Below are 23723 nucleotides of genomic sequence, written 5' to 3'. Positions count from 1 at the left end.
TTAATTAGAGTTTATTAATTTCTTGTTTTACGCTATAGCTTGAATCAGTAACAATGGCTTCGAGCGTTTGCACACGCTCTTTTAGCTCTACAAGCTCTTTTGTTACTGCAGCGACATGTTCGTTCGCTTCTTTGCTGTCTTTTAATGTTCGAGATTTAAACTCTAAATGTTTTTTATACATATCATAAATCACACCTGAACCCACAGAAATCAAGACAATCAATACCACCATGGTTGTCCCTGACATAGCACTCTCCTTATTATTTAAAAATTATGTATAGATTATAGCCTGATTTTTTAATTGCAAAGGTGATTCTGTTACAAGGTGTTTCGTTTTAAAAATGGCTTGATACGAATAAAGCCGGTGACCAGCATGGTACCCGCGATAACACACAATGCGCCAACCAAGGTATTAGGTCCAATTTGCTCATCTAAAATTAAATTGCCCCAAACAATGCCAAATAATGGAATTAAAAAGGTAACAGTCAACGCAGAGGTTGGGCCAATGTCATCAATCAAACGGAAAAACAGGATATATGCCACCGCAGTACATAGCACACCGAGTGCCACCACACCAAGCATCACCTCATTACTTGGAATTTCTCTGGCAGGAATAACAAAAATAAGTGGTAGAACCATAATACTTGCCGCCCACATACTGCCATGGGCATTATCGAAAGCAGATAACTTAGGTGCATGTTTTGTGTAATGAGATGCAATGGCATAGCTGAGCGAGGCACACAATGCAGCTACAATTGCTGTGATTGCTTGCGTGTCGATAATCAGGCTATTTTGCCCTACTAAAATGGCTACGCCCGTTAAACCTAATAGCAAGCCAAGTAACATACTTTTGGTGGGTTTCGTTTTACTCCATACAATACCAACGATGGCACCCCAAATAGGGGTCGTTGAATTTAATATGGATAAGGTTGAGGCATTAATTGTTTGCGCTGCATAGGCAAACAATAAAAAGGGAAGGGCGGAATTAAGTGCGCCAATAATGAAAAAATGCTTTTTGTGGGTCGTGAAAGCGAGTTGCTTTCGTAAGTACATCGCAAAAATAAACAGTGTAATTGCAGCAAAGCCAACTCTTAACTCAATTAATACTGCAGGGCCTAAGCTATTCGCTGCCATGCGCATAAATAAGAAGGAAGCGCCCCAAATAGCAGCAAGGATGAATAAGCGTAATAAACTTGGCAATGACATGGTTTTACATTCTTGAATTATAAAACCTGAGCATAACAAATTTCTGCTCTAATACTCGCCATTTTCGGACTATTAATCGGTTGATTTTGGAAGTTTCTTTTCGAAATCAGACTTAACGATTTCTAAAGCTGCTAATACATCTTCGGCGGGGACATCGTTTTGCTCTAATAGCATAATAAGGTCAACAGCAATTTTAATATAGTTAGGCGCACCTTCTAACTCACTGCTCATTTTTGCAATTCCTTTTTCTTAGCGACTTGGCTGATCGCTACATCAATAGCTGTTTGCACTTGTTGCTCCATTCTAATACGTTCTTTTTGCGGTAAATAAAATTCCATATCGACATCGTAGCGAATGTAACGAGCAGGCAGTTGATTTAATACTGTGCAGCATAAATCTGCCATAACATCATCACTATAGGTCGCTTCTAAGTTTCGTTTTGAGATGTCTTCGACAACCAATTTTTCATAGTAATTATGAATGTCGTCATGCAATTTCATACAAAGTTAGCCTTATTTAAAAGTCACTTTTAGTGTATACCAAGCTTTAAAATAAATCGACAGCTGCCCTATAAAGCTGGCTATGAACTTCAACCAAACGGCTTACATTTCGTTGGTAGCCACCGCCCATGGCTGAAAACACTGGGATTTTTGCTTCCTTGGCTTGGTTTAATACAAAATGGTCACGCTGATACACGCCTTCTAAACTCACTTGAAAGTGTCCTAATTCGTCATCTGTTGCGATGTCTGCGCCGGCGTTATACAAAATGATATCTGGCTGGTGGAGTCTAATTGTTAAGGCTAAAGCTTGTTTGACTGTTTCTAGGTATTCATCATCTGTAGTGCCATGCTCTAACGCAAAATCGTAGTTTGATTGCTGTTTAATACGCGGGAAGTTTTGCTGACAATGAATTGAGCAGCTAATGATCTGGGGATGTGCTTGTGTAACTTCGGCTGTGCCATCCCCTTGGTGGACGTCACAGTCAAAAATTAATACGGTGTCGGCTTGCTCGGTATTAATTAAGTGTGCTGCGGCTATCGCTAAGTCATTAAAAATACAAAAACCACTACCATAGCTCGTAAAAGCATGATGATAACCACCACTTAGGTTAAAAGCAGCACCCTGTTGCAAAGCAAACTCAGCGCCTTGAATACTTGCGCCAACAGAGTAAAGTGTTCGCTCAACCAACTCAGTGGACCAAGGAAAGCCCATTTTTTTAATTGCTTTGCTATCAAGGCTACCAGTTAAAAAAGCGTCGATATACTCGGGGTTATGGCACAGAGCAAGCTGCGCTCTAGTGGCTTGTTGTGGGGTAATAAAATGCTGCTCATCAATAAAGTTGCTAACAAGCTGTTTTAACATGCGGTATTTATCAATGGGAAAGCGGTGACGCTCGGGTAAAGTTAACGCTGAATAATTTGGATGATAGTAAAACATTATCTCAGCTGTTGCTTTTCGACTTGCTGAATTTTGTCTTCAGTGGCTGAAATAGCCTTTCGACAACGGCCAAGTCTTGCATGTAAAGCTAATATTTCTTTATTAATTTCGGTTGCTTGCTGTGCATTTGCAGCGTCGAGCTTAAGTTTTCGCTCTTCGATCATCAAAACTAAGCGGCGTTCAAACTCATGGGTTTGTTTTAGTTCGTCATACAGTTCATGGGATGACTGCATGATTTTTTTTACTGCTTGCTTATAAACTTGTGGCTTAGCTTTCGGCTTAAAGCTGTATTTATTTTCTTTAGCCCATACTGGGGTTGATTTGATTACATTGAATACCGCTTCGACTTGAATGGCAATACGCTCAAGCGCATATTGATAAGCATGGCGATGCTCAGCTGGCGGCAGGCTGTTAAGCTCATCTTCGATTTCGGTTACATAGTCAGCCAGCATCATACTTTTCGTACTAAACACGGCTTTATCAAACAAACTTGGCTGGGCTTGCATATAGCGATTTTTAGCAAATAAATTACCCTTATCAAATTGTGTGGCTAATTGTTTGAGTCTTTCAATTTGTGAACGTAGTTTATCAAAAGCAGTCGATTGCATTTATAAATAAGCCTCATAGATTAACTTTAATGCTAACACTATAACCACAGTGTTAAACACTGGGCGGATCATTTTACTACCAAACTTTATTGCAGAATGTGCTCCTAACCATGCTCCAAGCATCAAGAAAAAACCCATTGTGATACCAAGTAGAAAGTTTACATGGCCAAGTGCAACGAAAGTGATCAATGAAATAAAGTTTGAAACAAAATTCATTGAGCGGGCAAGACCACAGTTAAGCAATAAGCTCATTTTATATAAAAGGCTATTTGATGCGGTCCAAAATGTGCCAGTGCCGGGGCCTGCTAAACCATCAAAAAACCCAAGTCCAAGCCCTTGCAGCCACTGTTTAACTTTAGTTTTACTATCAAGCTCTGGTAACTCGTTATGCTCAGTTGTACTTAAACTGCCAAATAAGCTGTAACAAGCGACTAAAATAATCACCACCGGTAGTAATTTATTTAAAAATTCAATACTTAAGTAATCTACCACTAAAGTACCTACGAGCGCCCCAATGGCTGTTGCTAAAATGGACGCAGCCCAAAACCGTGGGTTGAACAACTTTTTACGAAAATACGTTACGCTGGCTGTCAATGAACCAAAACTTGCTGCAAGTTTATTGGTACCTAATGTGAGGTGAGGCGGCAAACCTGCGGTTAATAGTGCAGGTACCGTTAACATGCCACCGCCGCCTGCAATTGCGTCAATAAAGCCGGCTGCTAGTGCAACTGCACATAATAGTGCCCAGGTTGTTGGGTCTAAAGCTAATTCAAACATTAATAATCAATTTGTCTTTTAAAAGGTGGCAAGGTATCGAGCATGGCTTTGCCATATCGCTTGGTCACTAGTCGGCGATCAAGGATAGTAATGCGACCCTGATCATTTTCTTTGCGCAGCAGTCTACCACAGCTTTGTACTAATTTCTTTGCCGCATCAGGTACGGTTATCGAAAGAAACGGGTTGCCACCTTTACTTTGCACAAACTCGGCCTGCGCTTCTTCTATTGGTGAGGTAGGCACCGCAAATGGAATTTTTGTAATTACTAGGTTTTCTAAGTATTTACCTGGTAAATCAAGACCCTCAGATAAACTTTGAGTGCCAAATAAATAGCTAGCACGGCCTAAATCCACATTGGCTTTATGTTTTTTAAGCAGGGCTTCACGAGACATTTCTCCTTGCACTAAGACCTCAATTCCTTTGCTACGTAATGCTTTAACAACATGATCCATCTGCCAATAAGAGGCAAATAACACTAAATTTGCTTTTTTATCATCAAGGAATTTGGGCAATTGCTCAGCTAAGTGATCACTAAACGCTTTATCGGTTGGCTCAATATGACTTGCAGGAATATGCAGCGTCGCTTGTTTAGGGTAATCAAATGGAGAAGGGACTTTTATGTATTTTACGCCTTCTTCTTTGGCAAGACCGCATTCATAAGCAAAGTGATCAAATGAACCCAATGCAGTTAAGGTGGCTGAACAAAGCACGGCACCTGCACATTGATTCCATAATTTATCTTTAAGGTAATAGCCAACTTCAATAGGGCAATCACTAAGTAAATGGTCGTGATGGTTCTTATATTCTAAGCGTTTGATCCAGCGCGCATGGGGAATACCTTCGCCTTTTGTGGCGTAACTAAACCACAGCTTGTTTAATAACTCTAGACGATTAATGTACTGACCACTTTCAGCCAGGATTGGATCGGCCACATAAGGTTTTATATCGCCATCACTTACGTCTTGCACTAAGGTATCGTGCATCTTGTTGAGTGCTCTTAGGGCATCAAGGGTGGCATCGCTAATATCTTTTGCTTTGGCATGTAAAGATGCTGGGATTTCACCATGTTCAAAACGATAGGTGTCATCACTGTTATAATTAAAGTCTGCGTTATCAAGAATATCACGCACTACTTTTAAGTTTTTACCGGCATCATTGATACTGTCACTGAGCTTAAAATTTTGCCCAATCGCTTTTTGACCTACGAGCACATTGGCCATTTTGCCGGCAAATTTAACCAGCTTGTCGAGCCAGTCTATGGTGCCTTTAATGGTTGCTGCGGCAGAAGAGAAGTCGCGGGTGATGTGCGCTAAATGGTGTGCTTCATCGATAACATAAATCGTATCGTCAGGTTCTGGTAGAATCTTACCGCCACCTAAATCAAGATCAGCCAGTAATAGAGAATGGTTGATCACTAGCACATCCATTTGCATCAGACGCTGACGTGCCATATGAAAAGGGCAGAGCTGATGAGCGCGCATTTGTCGTTGGCATGAATGCTTATCACAAGCAATTAAATTCCACACTTTATCAGGAATTGTATCAGCCCAGCTATCGCGGTCGCCTTGCCATTGCTTTTTTGAATAAGCATCATAAAGTTGCTTTAAGCATTTGGTTTCCATATCTGAAAGGGGCGATGATAGGGTCGGCATAAACTCCATTTGCGTTTGACTGTCACCATTGACGGCGGCACTCAGTTTTTGTGCACAAATATAACGCTGTCGACCTTTCACTAAATCAAACTTGATGTCGAGGCCAGAGTGCTCTTTAAAAAAAGGCAGCTCCTTACTAATTAACTGTTCTTGTAGAGCAACGGTTGCCGTCGAAATCACTAATTTCTTTTTCTTGGCCATCGCTAAGGGCAATGCCCCTAAACAATACGCTAACGATTTTCCGGTCCCGGTGCCTGCTTCAATTACACAAATTCGTTGGCTCTTGTGATATTCGCCAGCCAATGTTTTTGCTATCTCGGCAACTAAATAGTTTTGACTGCTTCGAGGGCGGTAATCGGTGAGGTTATCAGCAACATGCTTATGAATTTGCCGAATTGTTTTTTTTAAAGAGTCAGAAAGCATGCCCAGAAAACCTAAAGTATGTATATAATTACAGTAATGAATTTTAGAGATTTAACTGGGCAACTACAAGCGACTTGTTACTTTAATTAGTTAATCAACTTAGCTTTGCTTAACTGATATGCCTAAATTATATTAAAAAGGTTTAATTACATGCAGTTAGCCTCCGGCTTTATTCTCTCCACGCAATGCTACGATAGTGCTAAGGGTATTTCGATTGTGGTGTGGATTTTATCTAAGCAAGGGCCAGTTAAATTAATAAGCACACCACAAAAAGCAGTGTTCTTTATTAATGAATCACAAATAGACGCTGCGAATAGAGTATTTTCAGAGCATGGTATTTTTTGTGAAATGAAACCTGTGGCACTGAAGAGCTTTATGCAGGAACAAGTTGTTTCTTGTTATTTTTCTTCTTTAAAGCACTATTACAATGCTGCGAAACGACTCAAAGCACAGCATATAAAAGTATATGAAGATGATATTCGTCCTATAGGTAGATTTTTAATGGAACGTTTCATTAAAGGGGCAGTTTGGGCTCAAGGAAGACAAATAAAAAGCCACCCATATCCTGTTTTAACGGATACTAAGTTCAAAAAAAATAGCGATTTTACACCGCAGTTTTCAAGTTTGTCACTCGATATAGAATGTAATGGTGAAGGAGTGCTATTTTCAATAGGTCTAGTTGGGGCAAATATAGATACCGTATTGATGATAGGCCAGCCACAAGATACCAGTGAACTTGAATTTAATCTTCATTGGTGTGTAGATGAAATTGATTTACTCAATCAGCTTTGTATACATATTGAAACTGTGGACCCTGATGTGATTATTGGCTGGAATGTGATTGAGTTTGACTTCAGCGTGTTACATGCCCGTGCAGAAGCACTCGGTGTCGAATTGCCGCTTGGCCGCAATAAAGAAAAAATGCAGCTGCGGCAAGGTAATTTTACCCGTCTTACAATACCAGGACGCGTAGTTGTTGATGGTATTGATACCTTAAAAAACGCTACTTATCATTACGATAGTTTTAGTCTTGCCAATGTAGCGAGTATTGAGCTTGGCGAAGAGAAGCTAATAAATACAGATAATCGTCTTGAAGAAATTATTCGCCAGTTTAATGAAGACAAACTGTCTCTTGCTAACTACAACAGGCAAGATTGTATTTTAGTGATGAGGATCTTTGAGAAACTTAAGTTACTTGATTTTGCAGTTGTAAGAAGCCAGCTTACAGGGCTTGAATTAGAACGAATGGGCGGCTCAGTTGCAGCCTTCACTAACCTTTATCTGCCGTTACTGCATAGAAGTGGCTATGTAGCCCCTAATTTAGGCGATCATGGCTTAAGTTTTGATAGCCCTGGTGGTTATGTCATGTCATCGCAGCCTGGCCTATATAAGAATATTTTGGTGCTTGATTACAAAAGTCTCTATCCGTCAATAATGCGAACATTTTGCATAGACCCTCTCGGTCTTATTGAAGGTTTAAAAAGTCCAGATAATGCAATCGAAGGATTTAATCAGGCGCACTTTTCACGCACTGCGCATCATTTACCTGAGCTTATTCGTGAGCTGTCAGTGACCAGACAAATAGCAAAAGACAAAAAACAACCTATGCTCTCTCAAGCAATCAAAATCATCATGAATAGTTTATATGGTGTACTTGGCTCGAAAGGTTGTCGCTTTTATGACCCGCGATTGTCGAGTTCAATTACTTTGCGCGGCCATGAAATTATGCAAACAACCAAGCAATGGATTGAAGAGTGGGGTTATGAAGTCATTTATGGTGATACAGATTCGACTTTTGTTAAGCTTGATGATGATCTAAATTCACTAAACTGTAATGAAATTGGTACGGTACTGGCAAGAAAAATTAACAAACGCTGGCAGCGTGTATTACAGCAAGATTATAGAATAGACAGTTTCTTAGAGATCGAGTACGAAACCCATTATAGCCCATTTTTTATGCCCACAATTAGAGGAAAAACAACAGGGTCTAAAAAGCGCTATGTAGGAAAAGTCGAAAAAGATGGCACCTCAAAATTAGTCTTCAAAGGTATGGAAACCGTTAGGAGTGATTGGACAGAGCTTGCCCACAAGTTTCAAATAGAATTATTTGAGATTTTATTCTCCGAAAATTACAGTCAAGAATTAATAATACAAGCCTTTGATAGGTACGTTAAAAAACTCTATGCGGGAGAGTTTGACTCATTACTCGTGTATCGCAAACGATTAGGCCGGCACCTAGCTGATTATCAAAAAAACATCCCTCCTCATGCAAAAGCAGCTAAGCAGTATTTAGCTGAAAACCCACATTTTGCATTTCAGCGTGGTCAAATAATTGAATATGTTTATACAACTCAGGGTGTCGAGTACTACATGGGTAAATATAATTATGACTATTTAGTTTATGTCAATAAGCAGTTATTACCAATTGTGAGGGTAATTGTTAATGATTTAGTTTGTAACAATCCCTTTCAGCCCAATGGTCAGATAATTCTCATTTGATATTCTTTTTGTATCTCCTTCCTTAACCTCATGTTTATGTTGTAGTTGTTTCAGTTTAACAAATTCTTTTTTGTTAATTTTTGGGTTTTTGTTGTGTTTTTTGTTGTGTTTTTATTAATAAAACTCTGGAAATTTATTTTGATTTGTTTATTATTTGTTGGCCGCAGTACAGTTGTGGTAACAAATAATAAACAAGCTTATGCTAAAAAAAGCCACACTATGTGGCCCAGGGAGAATCAAATGTTAAATAATAAAGTTTCTAAGGCTGTTCGCTTAGCGATTGCTTTTAGTGCTGCATCGACAGCTGCATTTTCTGCATCATCTGTTGCTGCTGATGAAAATGAGGTTGAAAAGGTTGAGCGAATTGAAGTTACTGGCTCACGTATCAAAAGAACAGACCTTGAGGGCGCTAGCCCAGTTGAAGTGATTACAACAGCTCAATTTGAAGAGCAGGGGCGTATCTCAGTTGCGGATGCTCTACGCAGTGTAACTTCTAACAGCTTCGGCTCATTTGTTCCAAGCTCAGGCTCTTCAGCTCAGTCGCAATCAACAGTTAGTCTATTAGGTGCTGGTAGTGATCGTACTCTTGTACTTGTTGATGGTAAACGTGTTGCCGGTTCACCTTCTCTAGGTGGTTCAGCAGCTAACTTGAGCTCGATTCCAATGGCTGCAGTTGAACGCATCGAAATTCTAAAAGATGGTGCTTCTGCTATTTATGGTTCAGACGCAATTGCGGGTGTTATCAACATCATTCTTAAAAAAGACTTTGAAGGTGCATCTTTTGATGTTCAATTCGGTCGTCCATCAAATGAAGGTGCCGATACTAAACAAATGTCAGTTTCGTTTGGTGTAAGCTCTGAAAAGGGTAACATTACATTTGTCTATGACCATCAAGAGCAAGGCGCAATATTCGATAAAGATCGTGAGTATACAGCTGCTTCTTGGGAAGATACTAATGGTGATGGCCTAGTTTCAATTTATGATGAAACAGTTGGTGTAAGTTATTATGGCGCAACTATTTTAGGCCCTGACGGCTTTGTTGCTTCAGCGAAATGTGATGAGTTAGCAAGTTCTGTACCTGGTTTTGTTGGGGTATTAGACCAAGGCTCACTTCTTGGTGGTGTTGGTGGCGGTGAGGTGTGTGGCTATGCATACGCTAATGTGTCAGCTAACATGGCCTCGACTAACAAAGACTCAATTATGGTTAGCTCAAACTATAATATAACGGACGATATTGAGTTATATGCGCGTGCTATGCTTAGCCGAAATGACTCATTTGGTCGTTACGCTCCGCCTGCAGCTAAATGGAATAATATGGCTGCTGGAAATGAGCACAATCCATATGATGAAGAAGTAACTGGCTACTTCCGCTGGTACGGTATCGGTAATCGCGATGGTCTTGTTACAGATTACCAGCAAGACTATATGATTGGTTTAAAAGGTATCGCAGGTGACTCAATAGATTGGGAATTCGCATATCATAAAGCTAAATTAGACTACCGTTCAGTAGGTCGTTACTACTTGAGCTATTCAGGTTTAGCTTACAATGAGAAATATGGCATTGATTTAGGTTCTGAAGAAGGTATTAATAATCTTCGTTCAACAACTTATACAGAAAACCAAAACGAAATGGATCATTACTTCTTTGGTGTTGGTTTTGCTTTAGGTGAATTAGCAGGCGGTGAGATCCAGCACTACTTTGGTGGTGAGTATTTCGATCAACAGTTTGATTCGCAGTATGATGCACAATCTGAAGCTGGTCTTATAGGTGGTTCAGCAGGTAACTCAGCAATGGGTGAGCGTGACACAACAGCTTTCTTCTATGAAATTTCAATGCCATTCACTGATAATTTAATCGTTAGCGCAGCTTTGCGTCGCGATGACTACAGCGATTTTGGTTCAGTAACTAATCCAAGCGTTAAGTTAGAGTATCGCCCAACAGATGACATCTTATTACGTGCTTCATATTCAGAAGGTTTCCGCGCTCCATCTCTTGATGAATTGCTAGCAGCAACTTCGTTTAGTGCAACAAGTGCTACAGATTATGTAGCTTGTGAAGCTCAAGGAATTTCTGCCTCAGAATGTAAATCTCGTCAGTTTGATAACTTAATTCAAAGTAATGACGAGTTAGGTCCTGAAGAATCAGAATATATCAATGCGGGTATTGTTTATTCAGGTATTGAGAACTTTGCAGTAAAGCTAGATTACTTCTCTTTAGAGGTTGAAAACGTAATCTCATCTATTACTGTACAGTCTTTAATTAATGCTGAAGTTGGGGGTCAACTTGATGACCTGATGGCTAAATACCCAGGTGTTAAGTTAGAGCGTGACGAAAATGGTGCTGTTTTAGGTGACGTGATTACACGTTCTGAAAATGGCGCATATATGTCTAGAAAAGGTTTAGACTTAAATTTAGAGTATAAACTTGAAACAGGTTTTGGTGACTTTACCTTCGGAAATACAACAACTTACTTGCTTGAATCTGCTGGGGATGTTTACTTTTCAGGACCTTCTCAAGACTTCATAGGTATGCCAGGTACACCTGATTGGCGCTCGCAGTTTAACATTAATTATTCGATGGATAACTTATCTGTTGCATGGACAACTGACCTGATTTCATCGGTATATGAAGATCAGTATCTTGACCTAGGTGACGGTAACCCTGAAAACTTCCGTTACAAAGGTGAGAATCACGATCCAACATATGTAACACATAATATCAATATTAAGTATTACACAGAATCATTTGGCACATTTACTTTAGGCGCACGTAATTTGTTCGACAAAGGTGTTGTTAAAGATGATGACGGGTTTTGGAATGACGATACTTTATATTATGCAGGTCATATTGGTCGTGAAGTATTTGCTGGTTATAGCATAAGCTTCTAATACTAATCACTTTAAATTTTAAGCCCCGTTAGGGGCTTTTTAAGTACCCTGAGGCCTTTATTAGTAAGTTTATAAAATGACCATATATAAAAAATTACAGCTAAAGTTGGGTGAATAATGAGTAGTCATTGGTCCGAGTATTGGAGCGGAGGTCACTTAACGTCTTTCGGGAGTGGGTTTAAAAAGAATTATGAAGGTGAGTTAAAGGAATTTTGGGAGGCTACAGCTAAAAAATTTGGAGAAAACTCAACTGTTCTTGATGTCGGTACTGGAAATGGCGCTTTGATAGAACTGATTCAAAATAATAATCAGTTTAATTGTTATGGAATAGACAAAGCTGAGATGCACAAAGGTGTCACCCAAAGCATTAATGGTACCTTTTTAGCTAAGACTTCGGTCGAGTGCTTACCATTCAATGATAATGTATTTTCCAATGTAATAGCGCAATTTTCATTAGAGTATAGTCAAGTTAGTCAAAGTATTGATGAAATCTATCGTGTACTTTCAAGTGGTGGATCTTTCACATTTGTTTGTCATCATCCAGAGTCTATAATTGTTAAACCAAACAAAAAAATTTTAAAGGCCGCAAACTTCATTAAAAGTGATATTGAAAATCACTTGATAAGGCTCGTCAAATCGGTTCGTTCTTCTAATCTTTTACTATCAAAGCAAATTGTTGAAGAGATTGAAGCTAAGGTAATCACTCATTTTAAGTATGAGCAAGAAGCGTTGAAAGGTACAAACCTTCCAGCTTTTATAGAATTCTTACTTCAAAATATACACGGGAATTTAGACTTTGAAGAAGCTTATCGTTTATTTATGGAAGAACTTGATTTGTTAATTAAAAGACTTTCTGAGTTAGTTGCAGCTGCTAAAAACACAAAAAATATTTTAGAACAATTAAAAGCTTTAAGTATTGAAGTGGAGGGTGGTCAGCTTCTTGGTTATGAAAGTTGCAACATTCTCGCTACTTATATTCATGGAAGTAAATGTAATTCATGATAATCCTTAAAGACAAAATAAACAGCGTGTTTAGAAAATCAATGTTACTTTTCTAGTTCAGTGTATTCTTTTTTTGTATAATTATTTTATTCTAAAAAGTGAAATTAATAATTTGGGTTGGTTGTGTTTTTTGCATCTTTTTTTCAGTTTCATTGGTTTTTAAGTGGTTATTGTGCTGCTTTTTGCAATTGTCAAAAACATTAAAGTTACAAGTTTTTTGGATTGTTTTTTAAATGTGAACTTTATAAAATTTCTTTATAAACAAAGGTTAAAAAAAAGTTGACCAAAAGTTCTGCCTGCTATTAGTATTTGTTACCTCTAAAGGGTTATTTGTGGCCCATTAGAGTTAAAAATAAATTAATAAAGTCATAACATGAATATGACCAGGGAGAATCAAATGTTAAATAATCAAGTTTCGAAAGCAGTTCGCTTAGCGATTGCTTTTGGTGCAGCTTCAGCCGCTTCATTTTCAGCAAGCACGATTGCTGCTGAAGAAGGCGCTGAAAAAGTAGAACGTATTCAAGTAACTGGCTCACGTATTAAAAGAACCGATTTAGAAAGTGCGAGCCCTGTTTTAGTAATTGGCCGTGAAGATCTTGCAGCAACCGGTGAATTAAGCATTGGTGATATTCTTCAACAAATTCCTGCAGCTGGTGCTGCGTTAAACACAGCGTTCAATAACGGTGGTAATGGTGCTACCAATATGGACCTTAGAAATTTAGGTGCACAACGTTTATTAGTATTAGTTAACGGCAAGCGCTGGGTTTCTTCTTTAGGCTCAACTGTTGACTTAAACTCAATCCCTGCTGCCTCAATAGAGCGTGTTGAGGTAGTTAAAGATGGTGCTTCAGCTATTTACGGCTCAGATGCAATTGCTGGTGTTGTAAATATCATCACGCGCCGTGATTTCGATGGTGTTGAGCTATCTCTTTATGGCGGTGAAAATATGAAGTACAACGATGGTCGTCAGTACTCTGCTGATTTGACTGTTGGTACTACTTCTGAACGTGGTGGTTTAATGCTAAATCTAAGCCACGTAACTCAACAAGAAATCTGGGCAGGTGACCGTGACATTTCTTCTATGGGTAACAGCTCTACTACAGAAAAAGGCCGCCTTCGCCTGAACTCTAACTCTATTAGCTCTGATCTTCGTAATCAATTAATTGCACAAGGTTACACTGAGAACAATGCTGGTGAATCAAATGCAGGTTTTGATCTAGTACCTAATGGTGCCGGTTCATCTGTTGGTCTTGATTCATTCCGTGATCGTGACGGTGATGTATACAACTACGCTCCAGAAAACTATTTAGTTACACCGCAAGAGCGTAATAGTTTCTACGTTCAAGCTTTCTATGACATCAGCGACGATGTTCGCTTTGTTTCAGATTTCATGATGACTAATCGTGAATCATCTCAATTACTTGCGGCAATGCCTTTGACTATAGGTGCATCTTTTGGTGCAGCTGCCAGCCGTGTTGATATTCATGAAAACAACATTTATAACCCATTTGGTGAAACACTTTATGGTGATGCTGCGCGCTCTGGTGTAGAAGGTTATGTCCCGTTTGCTGGTCAACGTCGTTTTGTTGAAGCTGGTAACCGTATTTATCGTCAAAATGATACTACATACCGTGCAATGGTCGGTCTTGAAGGTGGTATCGGCGACACTTCTTGGGTTTGGGATGCATCTTACATCTATGGTAAGAATAGCCAAGATGTATATACTACAGGTCTATTAAACCTGACTCGTATCAACCAAGCTTTAGGCGATAACTGTAATGCTGCGACTTCTTGTGTGCCTCTAAATCTATTTGGCGGAGCAGGTTCACTAACTCAAGAAATGATCGATTATGTTACTTTTGATAGTGTTTCTCGTGAAGGTCTTGAACTGAAAGATTACACATTAAACTTTGCAGGCGATGCTTTTGAGCTTCCAGCTGGTGTTGTTGGTATGGCTGTTGGTTTTGAGCGCCGTGAAGAATCTGGCTATGACACTCCAGATCCATTAACACAAAGCGGTGAAACTTCAGGTAACCAACGTGATGCAACTTCTGGTGGCTTCCGTCTTGATGAAGCATATGTGGAGCTTTCAATTCCTGTAATCGATGGCTTATCAATTTCTCCTGCAATTCGTTTCTCAGACCATAGTGCATACGGTAGCAACTCAACAGCTAAAGTTGGTGTTGAATATCGTCCTATCGATGATCTATTGTTACGCGGTACATGGGCTGAAGGTTATCGTGCTCCATCTATCTCTGATTTATACGCTGGTAACTCGGATTCATATCCTACACTTACTGACCCGTGTAACTCAGTAGATGGGTCTACTCCTGATTTACCTGGCTGTGCTGGTGTACCAAATGGTTACGCCCAAGCTAATACTCAAATCCGTATCACGAATGTTTCTTCACCGGATCTAAAACCGGAAGAATCAGAGTCTAAAACATTCGGTTTTGTTTATAACCCAAGCGCAATTGAAGGTTTAGAGTTTACTGTTGATTATTATGACATCGAAGTAACTAACTCTATCGGTCGATATGGTGCTTCACGTATTCTTAATGAATGTGCTACAGGTGATAATGAAGCATCTTGTGACTACATCGACCGTGATGCTAATGGTAACGTAACTGACTTACGTAACTTCCTGCAAAACTCTGGTACTTACAATGTTGAAGGTATCGATTTCTATACTGCGTATAAATTCGAAACTGAATATGGTAGTTTCCGTACTTCATTAGACGTTTCTTACGTAATGACAAATGAGTTTGATGGTGAAGACCAAGTTGGTATCCAATATGGTGATGCTGGTTACCCAGAGTATAAAGGTACTTTCGCACTTGATTGGGCACTAGGTGACTTTGATGCTCATTGGCAAACTCGCTATGTAGATCGTATGCAAAACTACTATGACGTTTTAGGCTACACACCTTTCTACCCAGGTATGGCGGCAGAAATCGGTTCATACACAGTACACGATGTTTCAGTAGGTTACTCGATGGATGCGTATAATACTAAGTTTACTCTAGGTATTGAAAACTTATTTGCAAAAGAGCCATCTCCTGAGTACCTAAATAATGACTTAGCTATCTCAACTAACAACTTCTCTGTAACAGAGTATGACGTTAACATGGATCGCTTTGTTTATTTACGTGCAACATTCAAGTTCTAATTTAGTAACTTAAACGATTTAAAAGCCGCTCTTAGAGTGGCTTTTTTTTACTTTTTAAATACCAGTATGATGAATTTTTAAATGGTTGTTTCATTTGCTCACCACATAAATCTTATGAGGTTTTTTCCTTCCTATCCATGTGGTTGCTTTCTTGACTGTTGCTCTCTTGATTTTAGGAGTATGTAAGTTTTTATAACTCGAAAGTCACTTGAAATAATCATACTGACAAAAGCTCATTTATCAGTAGATTTAAAAAACCACATTGCTGTTAACCCCTTTTCTTTTTGTTTACAATTTACGGTTTTTTGCAACCACTTTTAAGTTTGTAATTGCCTTTTCTGGGTTTAAACAATTTGGTAATTATTTTTTAATTTTTTTAATGCGATAAAGTCTTTTTTGTTAATTCTTCACATGAATAGTAAATCTAAAAATTTTATTTTATATCTATAAAAAAACCATTTTCACCTGCTTTTTATGCTTTTAATTTTATTTGTTAATGAGTGGTTTTAAATTATGTAAACTTATTATCTCTAATTGTGGGATGTTGTTTGTTTAAAAAATTTACATTGAAAATAATGAGTTAAAAAGCTGTTGACCAAAAACTCTCCATACTATTAGTATTTAATTCCCTTAAAGGGTACTAGTACCTTTTATGGGTTTAAATAAATTAATAGAGTCATAACATGGATATGACCAGGGAGATTCAAATGTTAAATAATAAAGTTTCAAAAGCAGTGCGTTTAGCAATTGCTTTTGGCGCAGCATCAACGTCAGCATTTTCAGTTTCTGCAGTAGCTGCAGATGAAGGTGCAGAAAAAGTAGAGCGTATCGAAGTAACGGGGTCACGTATTCGCTCTACTGACCTTGAAACAGCACAACCAATCCAAACAATAAGTCGTGAAGATATTGCTAATCAAGGTTTCACATCTGTTATTGATTTGATTGAAAATATGTCTGCAGCTGGTTCACCGCCAATCAGTCGTTCTGAGCCATTAGTGTCTGGTGAGAATGTGGGTGGTAACTACGTCAACCTTCGTAACTTAGGCGCCAGCCGTACTTTAGTTTTAATCAATGGTAAGCGTTTGGGTATTACTACCTCTGGTTATCAAGATATCTCGGCTATTCCAATGGGAATGGTTGAACGTATTGATGTGTTAAAAGATGGCGCGTCTGCAATGTACGGTTCAGATGCAATGGCTGGTGTTGTTAATATTATCACTCGTAAAAACTATGAAGGTCTTGAGTTCACAGTATACGGCGGTGGCTATGACGATGGTGATGGTGAGAAGAAAAACATTAGTATGGTCACTGGCTTTTCGGGAGAAAAGGGTTCAATTACTTTAGGTGCTGAGTGGCGTGATGAAAGTGATGTATGGGCGAGAGACCGTTCTTTCTCAGAAGTATCATATCCAGGTTATGATATTCCAAATAACCGTACTTTAGTGGGTCAATATGGTCGTTTTTATTATAATGATCAATGGTGGGTTGCTAAGCGCCCAGGCAATGCTTCATCTTTTGACGATTTTGAACCGCAAACTTATGAAAATGGTTCAAGTAATTCAATTGACCAAATGCATTTAGAAACGCCTTTAAGTGCACGCTCTCTTTATATCAGCTCTAACTACGATATTACTGATAGTGTTAGTTTTACAAGTGATATCGGATATAGTGAACGTGAAGCGTTACGTCAGGTAGCAGGTTATCCATATCAATCAGCGTCAGATGGCTTTGTGTTAAGTGGTGATAGCTATTTTAACCCAGTTGGCGAAGATGTTTCATTTACTCGTCGTGGTTGGGAAGTTCCACGTACAACTGAAAGTAATCAAGATACTTTACGTTTTACTGCCGCATTAGAAGGCTCTTTCGAGTTAGCTAATCGTTATTTTGACTGGGATGTTGGTGGTGTTTACAGCAAGAGCACAACTGTTCAAGTAGACAACGGTAACTTCTATAAGCCTGCTATTGAAGCCGCTACTGGCCCTTCATTTTTAAACGCATCGGGAGAAGTTCAGTGTGGTACTGAAGATGATCCAATTTCATCAGCTGAGTGTGTTGCGTGGAATCCTTTAGCAGGCTTCGGTGCAGGGCCTGTTGAAAACTCGCTAGCAGATCCTGATGTACAAGACTTCTTGTATCCTACACTGCATTATCGTGGTGAAACTCAAACAACAATGTACTTTGCTAACATAAGTGGTTTACTTGCAGAGTTACCTGCAGGTTCATTAACTTTCGCTGTTGGTACTGAGTATCGTAAAGAGTCGGGTGAGTATAATCCTGATGCACTAGCGCAACTCGGTCAAAGTACTACTCTTGCATCTGGTGCAACGGGTGGCGGTTACGATGTTACTGAAGGTTACGCAGAGTTAAATGTTCCTATTTTATCTGATGTTGTTGGTGCTAAGTCTCTAAACGTTAGTCTTGCGACTCGTTACTCAGATTACAGTACTTTTGGTGATACAACGAACAGTAAAGTAGGCATTGAGTGGCGTCCAACTGATGATTTATTGGTTCGCGGTACTTGGGCTGAAGGCTTCCGAGCTCCAACAATTAGTAACTTGTATGGTGGTGGTTCTCAAACTTTTACAACAGGCTTTATCGATCCATGTGATTCAGTTTATGGTACAGCAGCTGGCTCTGCGCGCTGTTTACAAGATGTACCAGCTGATTACCGTCAGTTACAACAAGGCTTTGTGCCGACGACTGGCCCTGCAGCTCAAACACCAGTGCCATTCAATAGTGGTTCAAATCCACTGTTACAACCAGAAGAGTCTGTCAGTAAAACCGTTGGTTTTGTTTACAACCCAAGTTATGTTGAAAACCTTGATATCATCCTTGATTGGTGGAGTATTAAAATCACTGACACGGTAGTTTCTGACTCACCAAATGAGATCTTAAAAGATTGTTATATTGGCGGTGATGAATCACGATGTGCAATGTTTTCACGTGATCCGAACAACTCAATTGTTAACGATTTAACATATGGTACGCGCAATGCTGGTTTCACTGAAACATCAGGTATTGATCTATCATTAGCATATGCATTTGAAACTGGTTTTGGTGACTTCCGTGCAACTCTAGATAGCACATACTTACTAAAATATGATTCAAAATCGACAAATGATCCAACAACTAAAGTTGAATCAGATGTAGGTCATGGAGATACATTTAGAACACGTGCTAACTTTGGCTTGAATTGGACGTATGGAGATTTCAGTGCAAACTGGGCGATGCGTTATTTCTCTTCAATGCGTGAGGACTGTTATTTTGAAGACCGTTGTAGTGATCCAAACTTCCAACGTGATTGGACTAATGGTGTAGTTGTGCCTAAAAATAAAGTAGGCTCTACTACATTTAACGACCTACAGTTCACTTATAATACGCCATGGGAATCTAAGCTTTCTATTGGTGCTAACAATGTATTTGATAAACGTGGTCCTATTATGTACTCAGGCCCAAGTTCTACTTATTCATATTACGGTGGCTTTGATATTGGTCGTCAATTGTACTTCCGATACTCACAAAGCTTTTAATGTGTAAATAAAAATAAAAACCCACTGACTAAAGTGGGTTTTTTTTAGTTTAATTAACTGCTCTTGATTATTTCTTACTTCATACCCATTGGCTTTTGCAATAGTTTAGAGGTGGAAAATATGCGCATGCTATTTTTAAATAATTAACGCAATCTTTATTCGAATGGCGACTGTACGTCTGTATCGAATCTTCTATTTGTTAATTTTTATAGTAGCTAGTTTTAAACAAAAATTGAGTATTTAAATTTCACTGCTAGAATGTAGCTAGTTATTTACTTTTGCTTGGTTTAGTTCTGAAACGACGATTTCTCTTTTACCTCTATGCTATTACGCTTTTATTCTCTTGTATTGCTTCTGCGACGCAACTCAAAGCGGGTATCGTAAGTTATAATTTTTTTCCTTATCACACCCAAGACGCAAATGGTCAATATACTGGTGTAATTGTTGGTTACAGTAACGAAATAGCGCGTTTAGCTGGTGCCGATTTAGAGTACCGAGTTTACGACAGTCTTGACGAGCTTCTGGACGGACTTAAAGCTGGTGAAATAGACTTTGCGGTTGGATTGAATAAAACTACGCAGCGCAAAAAACATTATTTATTTTCAACACCCTTTATGGAAGGTCCACGTGGAATAGTTGTAAATCAATCTATTGCAAATAGTGCCTTAAAGAACTTTGCTAGTTTACGATGGGTTTGTATCACTGGGAGTTCGCATTGCGAATATCTAGCTGAAAATGGTGCGCTTTATATAAGTCGGTTTATAAAACCAGATGATGCGTTTAAAAAAGTGGCCGATGGCTCATTTGATGCTTTTTTAGGTGATTATTCAGTTTTGTCTCATCAGTTAAAAAACCGTGGTAAAGACGGTCTTAAAGTTGTAAGTCCTATCTGGCTTTCTAGTGAAACATTTCATGTCATGTTCAACCAACAGAAAACGGCTTTACGTAATCAAGTTAATTCTTTTTTAGCATCTATCTCTCCAACCACGAAACAATTATGGGAAAGTTCGGCAAGTGAAGAATATTTGGCCGCAAAAGCCTATAGTCAATTCAAACGTGAATTCAATAAAGTAAGTGTGAAAGGCAACAATAATTATTTACTTACGTTCTCGTTTATTGATGGTTTGTTTCCAATTAATGACACAAATCAAATTGGCGAAGCTACAGGCTATTTAAATGATACCCTTGAGTTACTATCTGAACGAAGTGGGTTCCAGTTTAAATATATCCCTGCTGCAAATTCCAAAGAATTAGAAAGATTATTTTTAGCGAATAAGATCGATCTCATTCCGACGATGACACCAACAAGAATTAATGAAGGTGTTTTGATTGCTTTACCGCCGCACGTAAGCGTAGAAATGGTTTTAATTTCTAAACGTTCGAGTAAAACTCAGCGTATTGGTTATATAGATCTGTTTGCAGATCCAAAAAAGAAGCTGCCAAGTGCTGAGAATTTAGAAACGGTGTCATTTAGCTCAATTGTGACACTTTTTTATGCTTTGAGGAACGACACGATTGATAGTGTTATCTTACCGCAAAGCATTGCGGCATATCAATTGAATCAGTTTTACATAGGCGAATTTTATATCAACCCTAAATACCGATATAATCAGCCGATCTATTTCCTTGTGAATAAAAACTTTACTGAATTAGTCAGTTTACTTGAAAGCCTTTTCAAAACACTAACGAGCAATGACTTCAATCATATTGTCAATCGCCATGGTATTTTTAATATCGAGCGTGGATATGACAAAACCACCGTTAATACAACTGCAATTTTAACCTTAATTCTTATCTGTATTTCGATTATTTATTTTGTTAGCTGGCGGATTACCATAAACCGTGAGATTTCAAAACGAAAAGAGGCTGAGCAAGTTGCGTTAAGTAAATTGAACTTTACTCAAAAGCTCATCGACGATTTACCTACAATGGTAGTGATACAAGATTCTGAGCAAAAAAGGATAATGTGGAACAAAGCCTATAAGGATAATTTTGCTCATTTATGGGACGAAAAAAAACGGTATTTACGTGACGAGTTAGCACAAGTTAGCCAGTTATTGACGCAGAATAAGCAAAGCTTGCACTCTGGAAAAGTTTTTAATCGTCAAATGAACTTTACCAATAAAGTAGGAAAGAAGCTTGAGCTTCTCTACACTAAAAAGCCATATCTTGGAGTTGATGGTCAGTTGGCAGGGATTATGACCGTCATCACTGATTTGACTGAACATCATAACCTTCAAAGGGAAAACCAAGCGGTTCAACAATTATTACAAACGATTACTGATACTATCCCTGGCGGGGTATTTCAGTATGAATATTATGATAATGGTGAAGGGTGTTATACCTATATTAGCAAAGGGGCGCAAAGTTTATTGGGAGTAACATCAAGACAACTCAATAGCCGCGGTATGACCGGATGTATTTCCCCTTGTATTGTTGATGAAGACCGGGTGCAAATAGCTAAAGCCTTTAAGCAAGCAAGTAGGCGCAAAGGCATGATTGATATTGAGTTTAGAATTAATAATCTTGGCCAAAAAGTTTGGTGTCGTTATATTGCCAATGCACAAACAAAAGGCAATGATATACAACAAGGGGTTAGGTGGAATGGTATCTTATTAGATATTAGCTTACTCAAACATCATCAAGTTGAATTAAATAAGGCCAACCAACAGGCGCTTCAAGCTGATTTAGTTAAAAGTCGTTTTATTGCGACGATGAGTCATGAATTAAGGACGCCTTTATCTGGGGTAAATGGTTTTATTGAGCTTTTAAAATCATCACAAGTAGACAGTGAGCAATCTACTTTAATCGAACACATTGAGGTTTCAGTAACTAAACTACAAGGTTTAGTTGATGATATTCTATATTTTGCAGACACTAGTACGGGTAACATCGAAGTAGTGGTTGAGAATGTTGATTTGGAAACTCATTTGTGTCGCATTCTACGAGCACATGAACATCAGGCTAAACAGAAGGGACTTCATTTCAATTTAAATTGGCTGACTGCTGCTTACACATCGACATCGGTTGATATTAATCATTTAATGCATGTTTTATCACATCTACTAAGTAATGCAGTTAAATTCACAAGTCAGGGCTCAATAACTTGCGAGGTAAAGTTTGAGAAACAGTTGTTAAATATCACAATTACAGATACCGGTAAGGGGATGACAACTGAAGAGCTTGCTCAAATCTATAAACCATTTGAGCAAGCCGATAACTCTTTTCAACGCCAATTTGGCGGAACAGGCTTAGGCTTAGCGCTAGTAAAACAGCTGGTGGACGCGATGCAAGGCAGTATCACTTTGTCTAGCACATACGGCAAGGGGACGCATGTTTATTTATCTATCCCATTGCAACATACTAAAAAGCCTCAATTAAGCACATCATCTGGGTATTGGATTGTTTGTAGTAAAAGTGAAGAGCTGGTCCGGCTGCTTGGAACCATGGCAGTCAAACATACCATACTTGATTGGCCCTTGGAGTTATCTGAACTTAGTCAGACTGAAAATTTAATTATTGATGAGCAATACATGGTTGAGTTACTAGGAGAGCAGTGGCGTGCTAAAAAAGCAGGCATTGCTGCTAAGTATACTATTGTGCCATCAAGCCGAAATACTCAACAAGTAAATGATTGTAATTGTCATTTACTACCTATCGAACCACTTTATCCCGATTCATTACGAGAGCTACTTAATAATATTCATACCACCTTAGATATAATTAGCCCAGATAAAGCGCATTTATATGGCCAGATTTTAATTGCTGAAGATAATAAAACTAATCAATTATTACTTGAAAAACAATGTCAAAAATTAGGTATAAAAGCTGTAATGGTCGAGGATGGATTAGCTGCTTTAAGGGCGCTTGAAGAAGGGGACTTTGATCTACTCTTAACAGATTGCCATATGCCTCACTTAGATGGTTTTAAGTTAGCCGAACAGATCAGGACGATAGAAAAATTCCAAAACTTGCCAATTATCGGTTTTACTGCAGATGACTCTAAGACCTGTTTAAATAAAGCTCTCAGCTCAGGCATGAACAGTGTTTTGTTTAAGCCGTATAAACTTAATGAATTGTATAATCGGCTTGCAGAATTTATTGATCTTAATAAAGACGATGAAAACATTATTACAGAGAGTAAGAATGTAAGTTTAGAAGGGATCAAAGATATACAGCATTGGCTTAATGTTTTTGGTAACGAAAGTGATGCAAAAATGTTGGCAGAGGTATTTATAAATAGTTTGCAGGATGATTTGAGTACGTTAGAAGGTCACCTCAATAGTGATGAGTTGGATAAAGTGTCTGCTGCTATTCATAAACTGAAAGGAGCGCTTGTCATGCTTCAATATCCACCTATCTCAAAACTAATTGTAGATACGGAAAAGACGTTTATTGATAATCATGATACTGCCATTGTTATTGATTTAATTACTGAGTTAAAAGACGTCATTGTTCAGATCAGAGCATGGGTATAATAAAAAGTTAGGATAAAGAATTAGAGTCGAATAGATTATTTTATGAATAGGGC

The 23723-nt window shown here is 38.6% G+C and carries 14 protein-coding genes; 6 read left to right on the top strand and 8 right to left on the bottom strand.

Features of this window, described 5'->3' with window-relative positions; genetic code table 11:
- Positions 1-4 precede the first annotated feature (4 nt).
- From IRQ78_RS17785 to dinG, 8 genes are all read right to left on the bottom strand, one after another.
- Entirely contained in the window at positions 5-247 is a 243-nt protein-coding gene (locus IRQ78_RS17785; RefSeq protein ID WP_054553683.1) for a hypothetical protein, read from the bottom strand.
- A gap of 71 nt (positions 248-318) precedes the next feature.
- The gene (locus IRQ78_RS17780) at positions 319-1206 is read right to left on the bottom strand and encodes a DMT family transporter (protein ID WP_054553682.1); all 888 of its coding nucleotides are present in this window, start codon (positions 1204-1206) and stop codon (positions 319-321) included.
- Between the two features lie 72 nt (positions 1207-1278).
- A complete protein-coding gene (locus tag IRQ78_RS17775; protein ID WP_082389283.1) occupies positions 1279-1437 on the bottom strand; it encodes a YbaM family protein in 159 nt (52 codons plus the stop codon).
- On the bottom strand, positions 1434-1706 hold the full coding sequence (locus tag IRQ78_RS17770; RefSeq protein ID WP_138602087.1) for a late competence development ComFB family protein: 273 nt from the start codon (positions 1704-1706) through the stop codon (positions 1434-1436). Before IRQ78_RS17770 ends, IRQ78_RS17775 begins: the two co-directional genes overlap by 4 nt.
- 46 nt (positions 1707-1752) lie before the next feature.
- Positions 1753-2646 carry a histone deacetylase family protein gene (locus IRQ78_RS17765; RefSeq protein ID WP_194442832.1) on the bottom strand — a complete coding sequence of 298 codons (894 nt, stop codon included), beginning with the start codon at positions 2644-2646 and terminating at the stop codon, positions 1753-1755.
- Positions 2643-3251 (bottom strand): primosomal replication protein, encoded by a 609-nt coding sequence (locus IRQ78_RS17760; protein ID WP_054553679.1) that lies wholly within the window; start codon positions 3249-3251, stop codon positions 2643-2645. The genes IRQ78_RS17765 and IRQ78_RS17760 overlap by 4 nt, the downstream gene beginning before the upstream one ends.
- Positions 3252-4028 (bottom strand): TSUP family transporter, encoded by a 777-nt coding sequence (locus tag IRQ78_RS17755; RefSeq protein ID WP_054553678.1) that lies wholly within the window; start codon positions 4026-4028, stop codon positions 3252-3254.
- Positions 4028-6103 carry an ATP-dependent DNA helicase DinG gene (dinG, locus tag IRQ78_RS17750; protein ID WP_194442822.1) on the bottom strand — a complete coding sequence of 692 codons (2076 nt, stop codon included), beginning with the start codon at positions 6101-6103 and terminating at the stop codon, positions 4028-4030. The genes IRQ78_RS17755 and dinG overlap by 1 nt, the downstream gene beginning before the upstream one ends.
- Positions 6104-6253: 150 nt before the next feature.
- On the opposite strand from dinG, the gene IRQ78_RS17745 reads away from it, so the two are divergent.
- The 6 genes from IRQ78_RS17745 to IRQ78_RS17720 all read left to right on the top strand — a co-directional run bounded on the left by IRQ78_RS17745 (position 6254) and on the right by IRQ78_RS17720 (position 23670).
- Entirely contained in the window at positions 6254-8602 is a 2349-nt protein-coding gene (locus tag IRQ78_RS17745) for a DNA polymerase II (RefSeq protein WP_194442821.1), read from the top strand.
- A gap of 240 nt (positions 8603-8842) precedes the next feature.
- Positions 8843-11491: a TonB-dependent receptor domain-containing protein gene (locus IRQ78_RS17740; protein WP_161804355.1), complete on the top strand. Its 2649-nt coding sequence runs from the start codon at positions 8843-8845 to the stop codon at positions 11489-11491.
- A 117-nt stretch (positions 11492-11608) separates the two neighbouring features.
- Positions 11609-12493, top strand: coding sequence for a class I SAM-dependent methyltransferase (locus IRQ78_RS17735; RefSeq protein ID WP_194442820.1), 885 nt, complete (start codon positions 11609-11611; stop codon positions 12491-12493).
- 397 nt (positions 12494-12890) lie between these two features.
- Positions 12891-15662: a TonB-dependent receptor plug domain-containing protein gene (locus IRQ78_RS17730; RefSeq protein WP_054553673.1), complete on the top strand. Its 2772-nt coding sequence runs from the start codon at positions 12891-12893 to the stop codon at positions 15660-15662.
- 707 nt (positions 15663-16369) lie between these two features.
- Positions 16370-19192, top strand: a complete 2823-nt coding sequence (locus tag IRQ78_RS17725; protein ID WP_054553672.1) for a TonB-dependent receptor domain-containing protein — start codon at positions 16370-16372, stop codon at positions 19190-19192.
- 278 nt (positions 19193-19470) lie between these two features.
- The gene (locus IRQ78_RS17720; protein WP_194442819.1) at positions 19471-23670 is read left to right on the top strand and encodes an ATP-binding protein; all 4200 of its coding nucleotides are present in this window, start codon (positions 19471-19473) and stop codon (positions 23668-23670) included.
- The last annotated feature ends 53 nt before the right edge of the window (positions 23671-23723 follow it).

This window comes from Pseudoalteromonas simplex, assembly GCF_015278155.1.
Classification (GTDB): Bacteria; Pseudomonadota; Gammaproteobacteria; order Enterobacterales; family Alteromonadaceae; genus Pseudoalteromonas; species Pseudoalteromonas simplex.
This window is presented reverse-complemented; position numbering and strand designations above follow the sequence as displayed.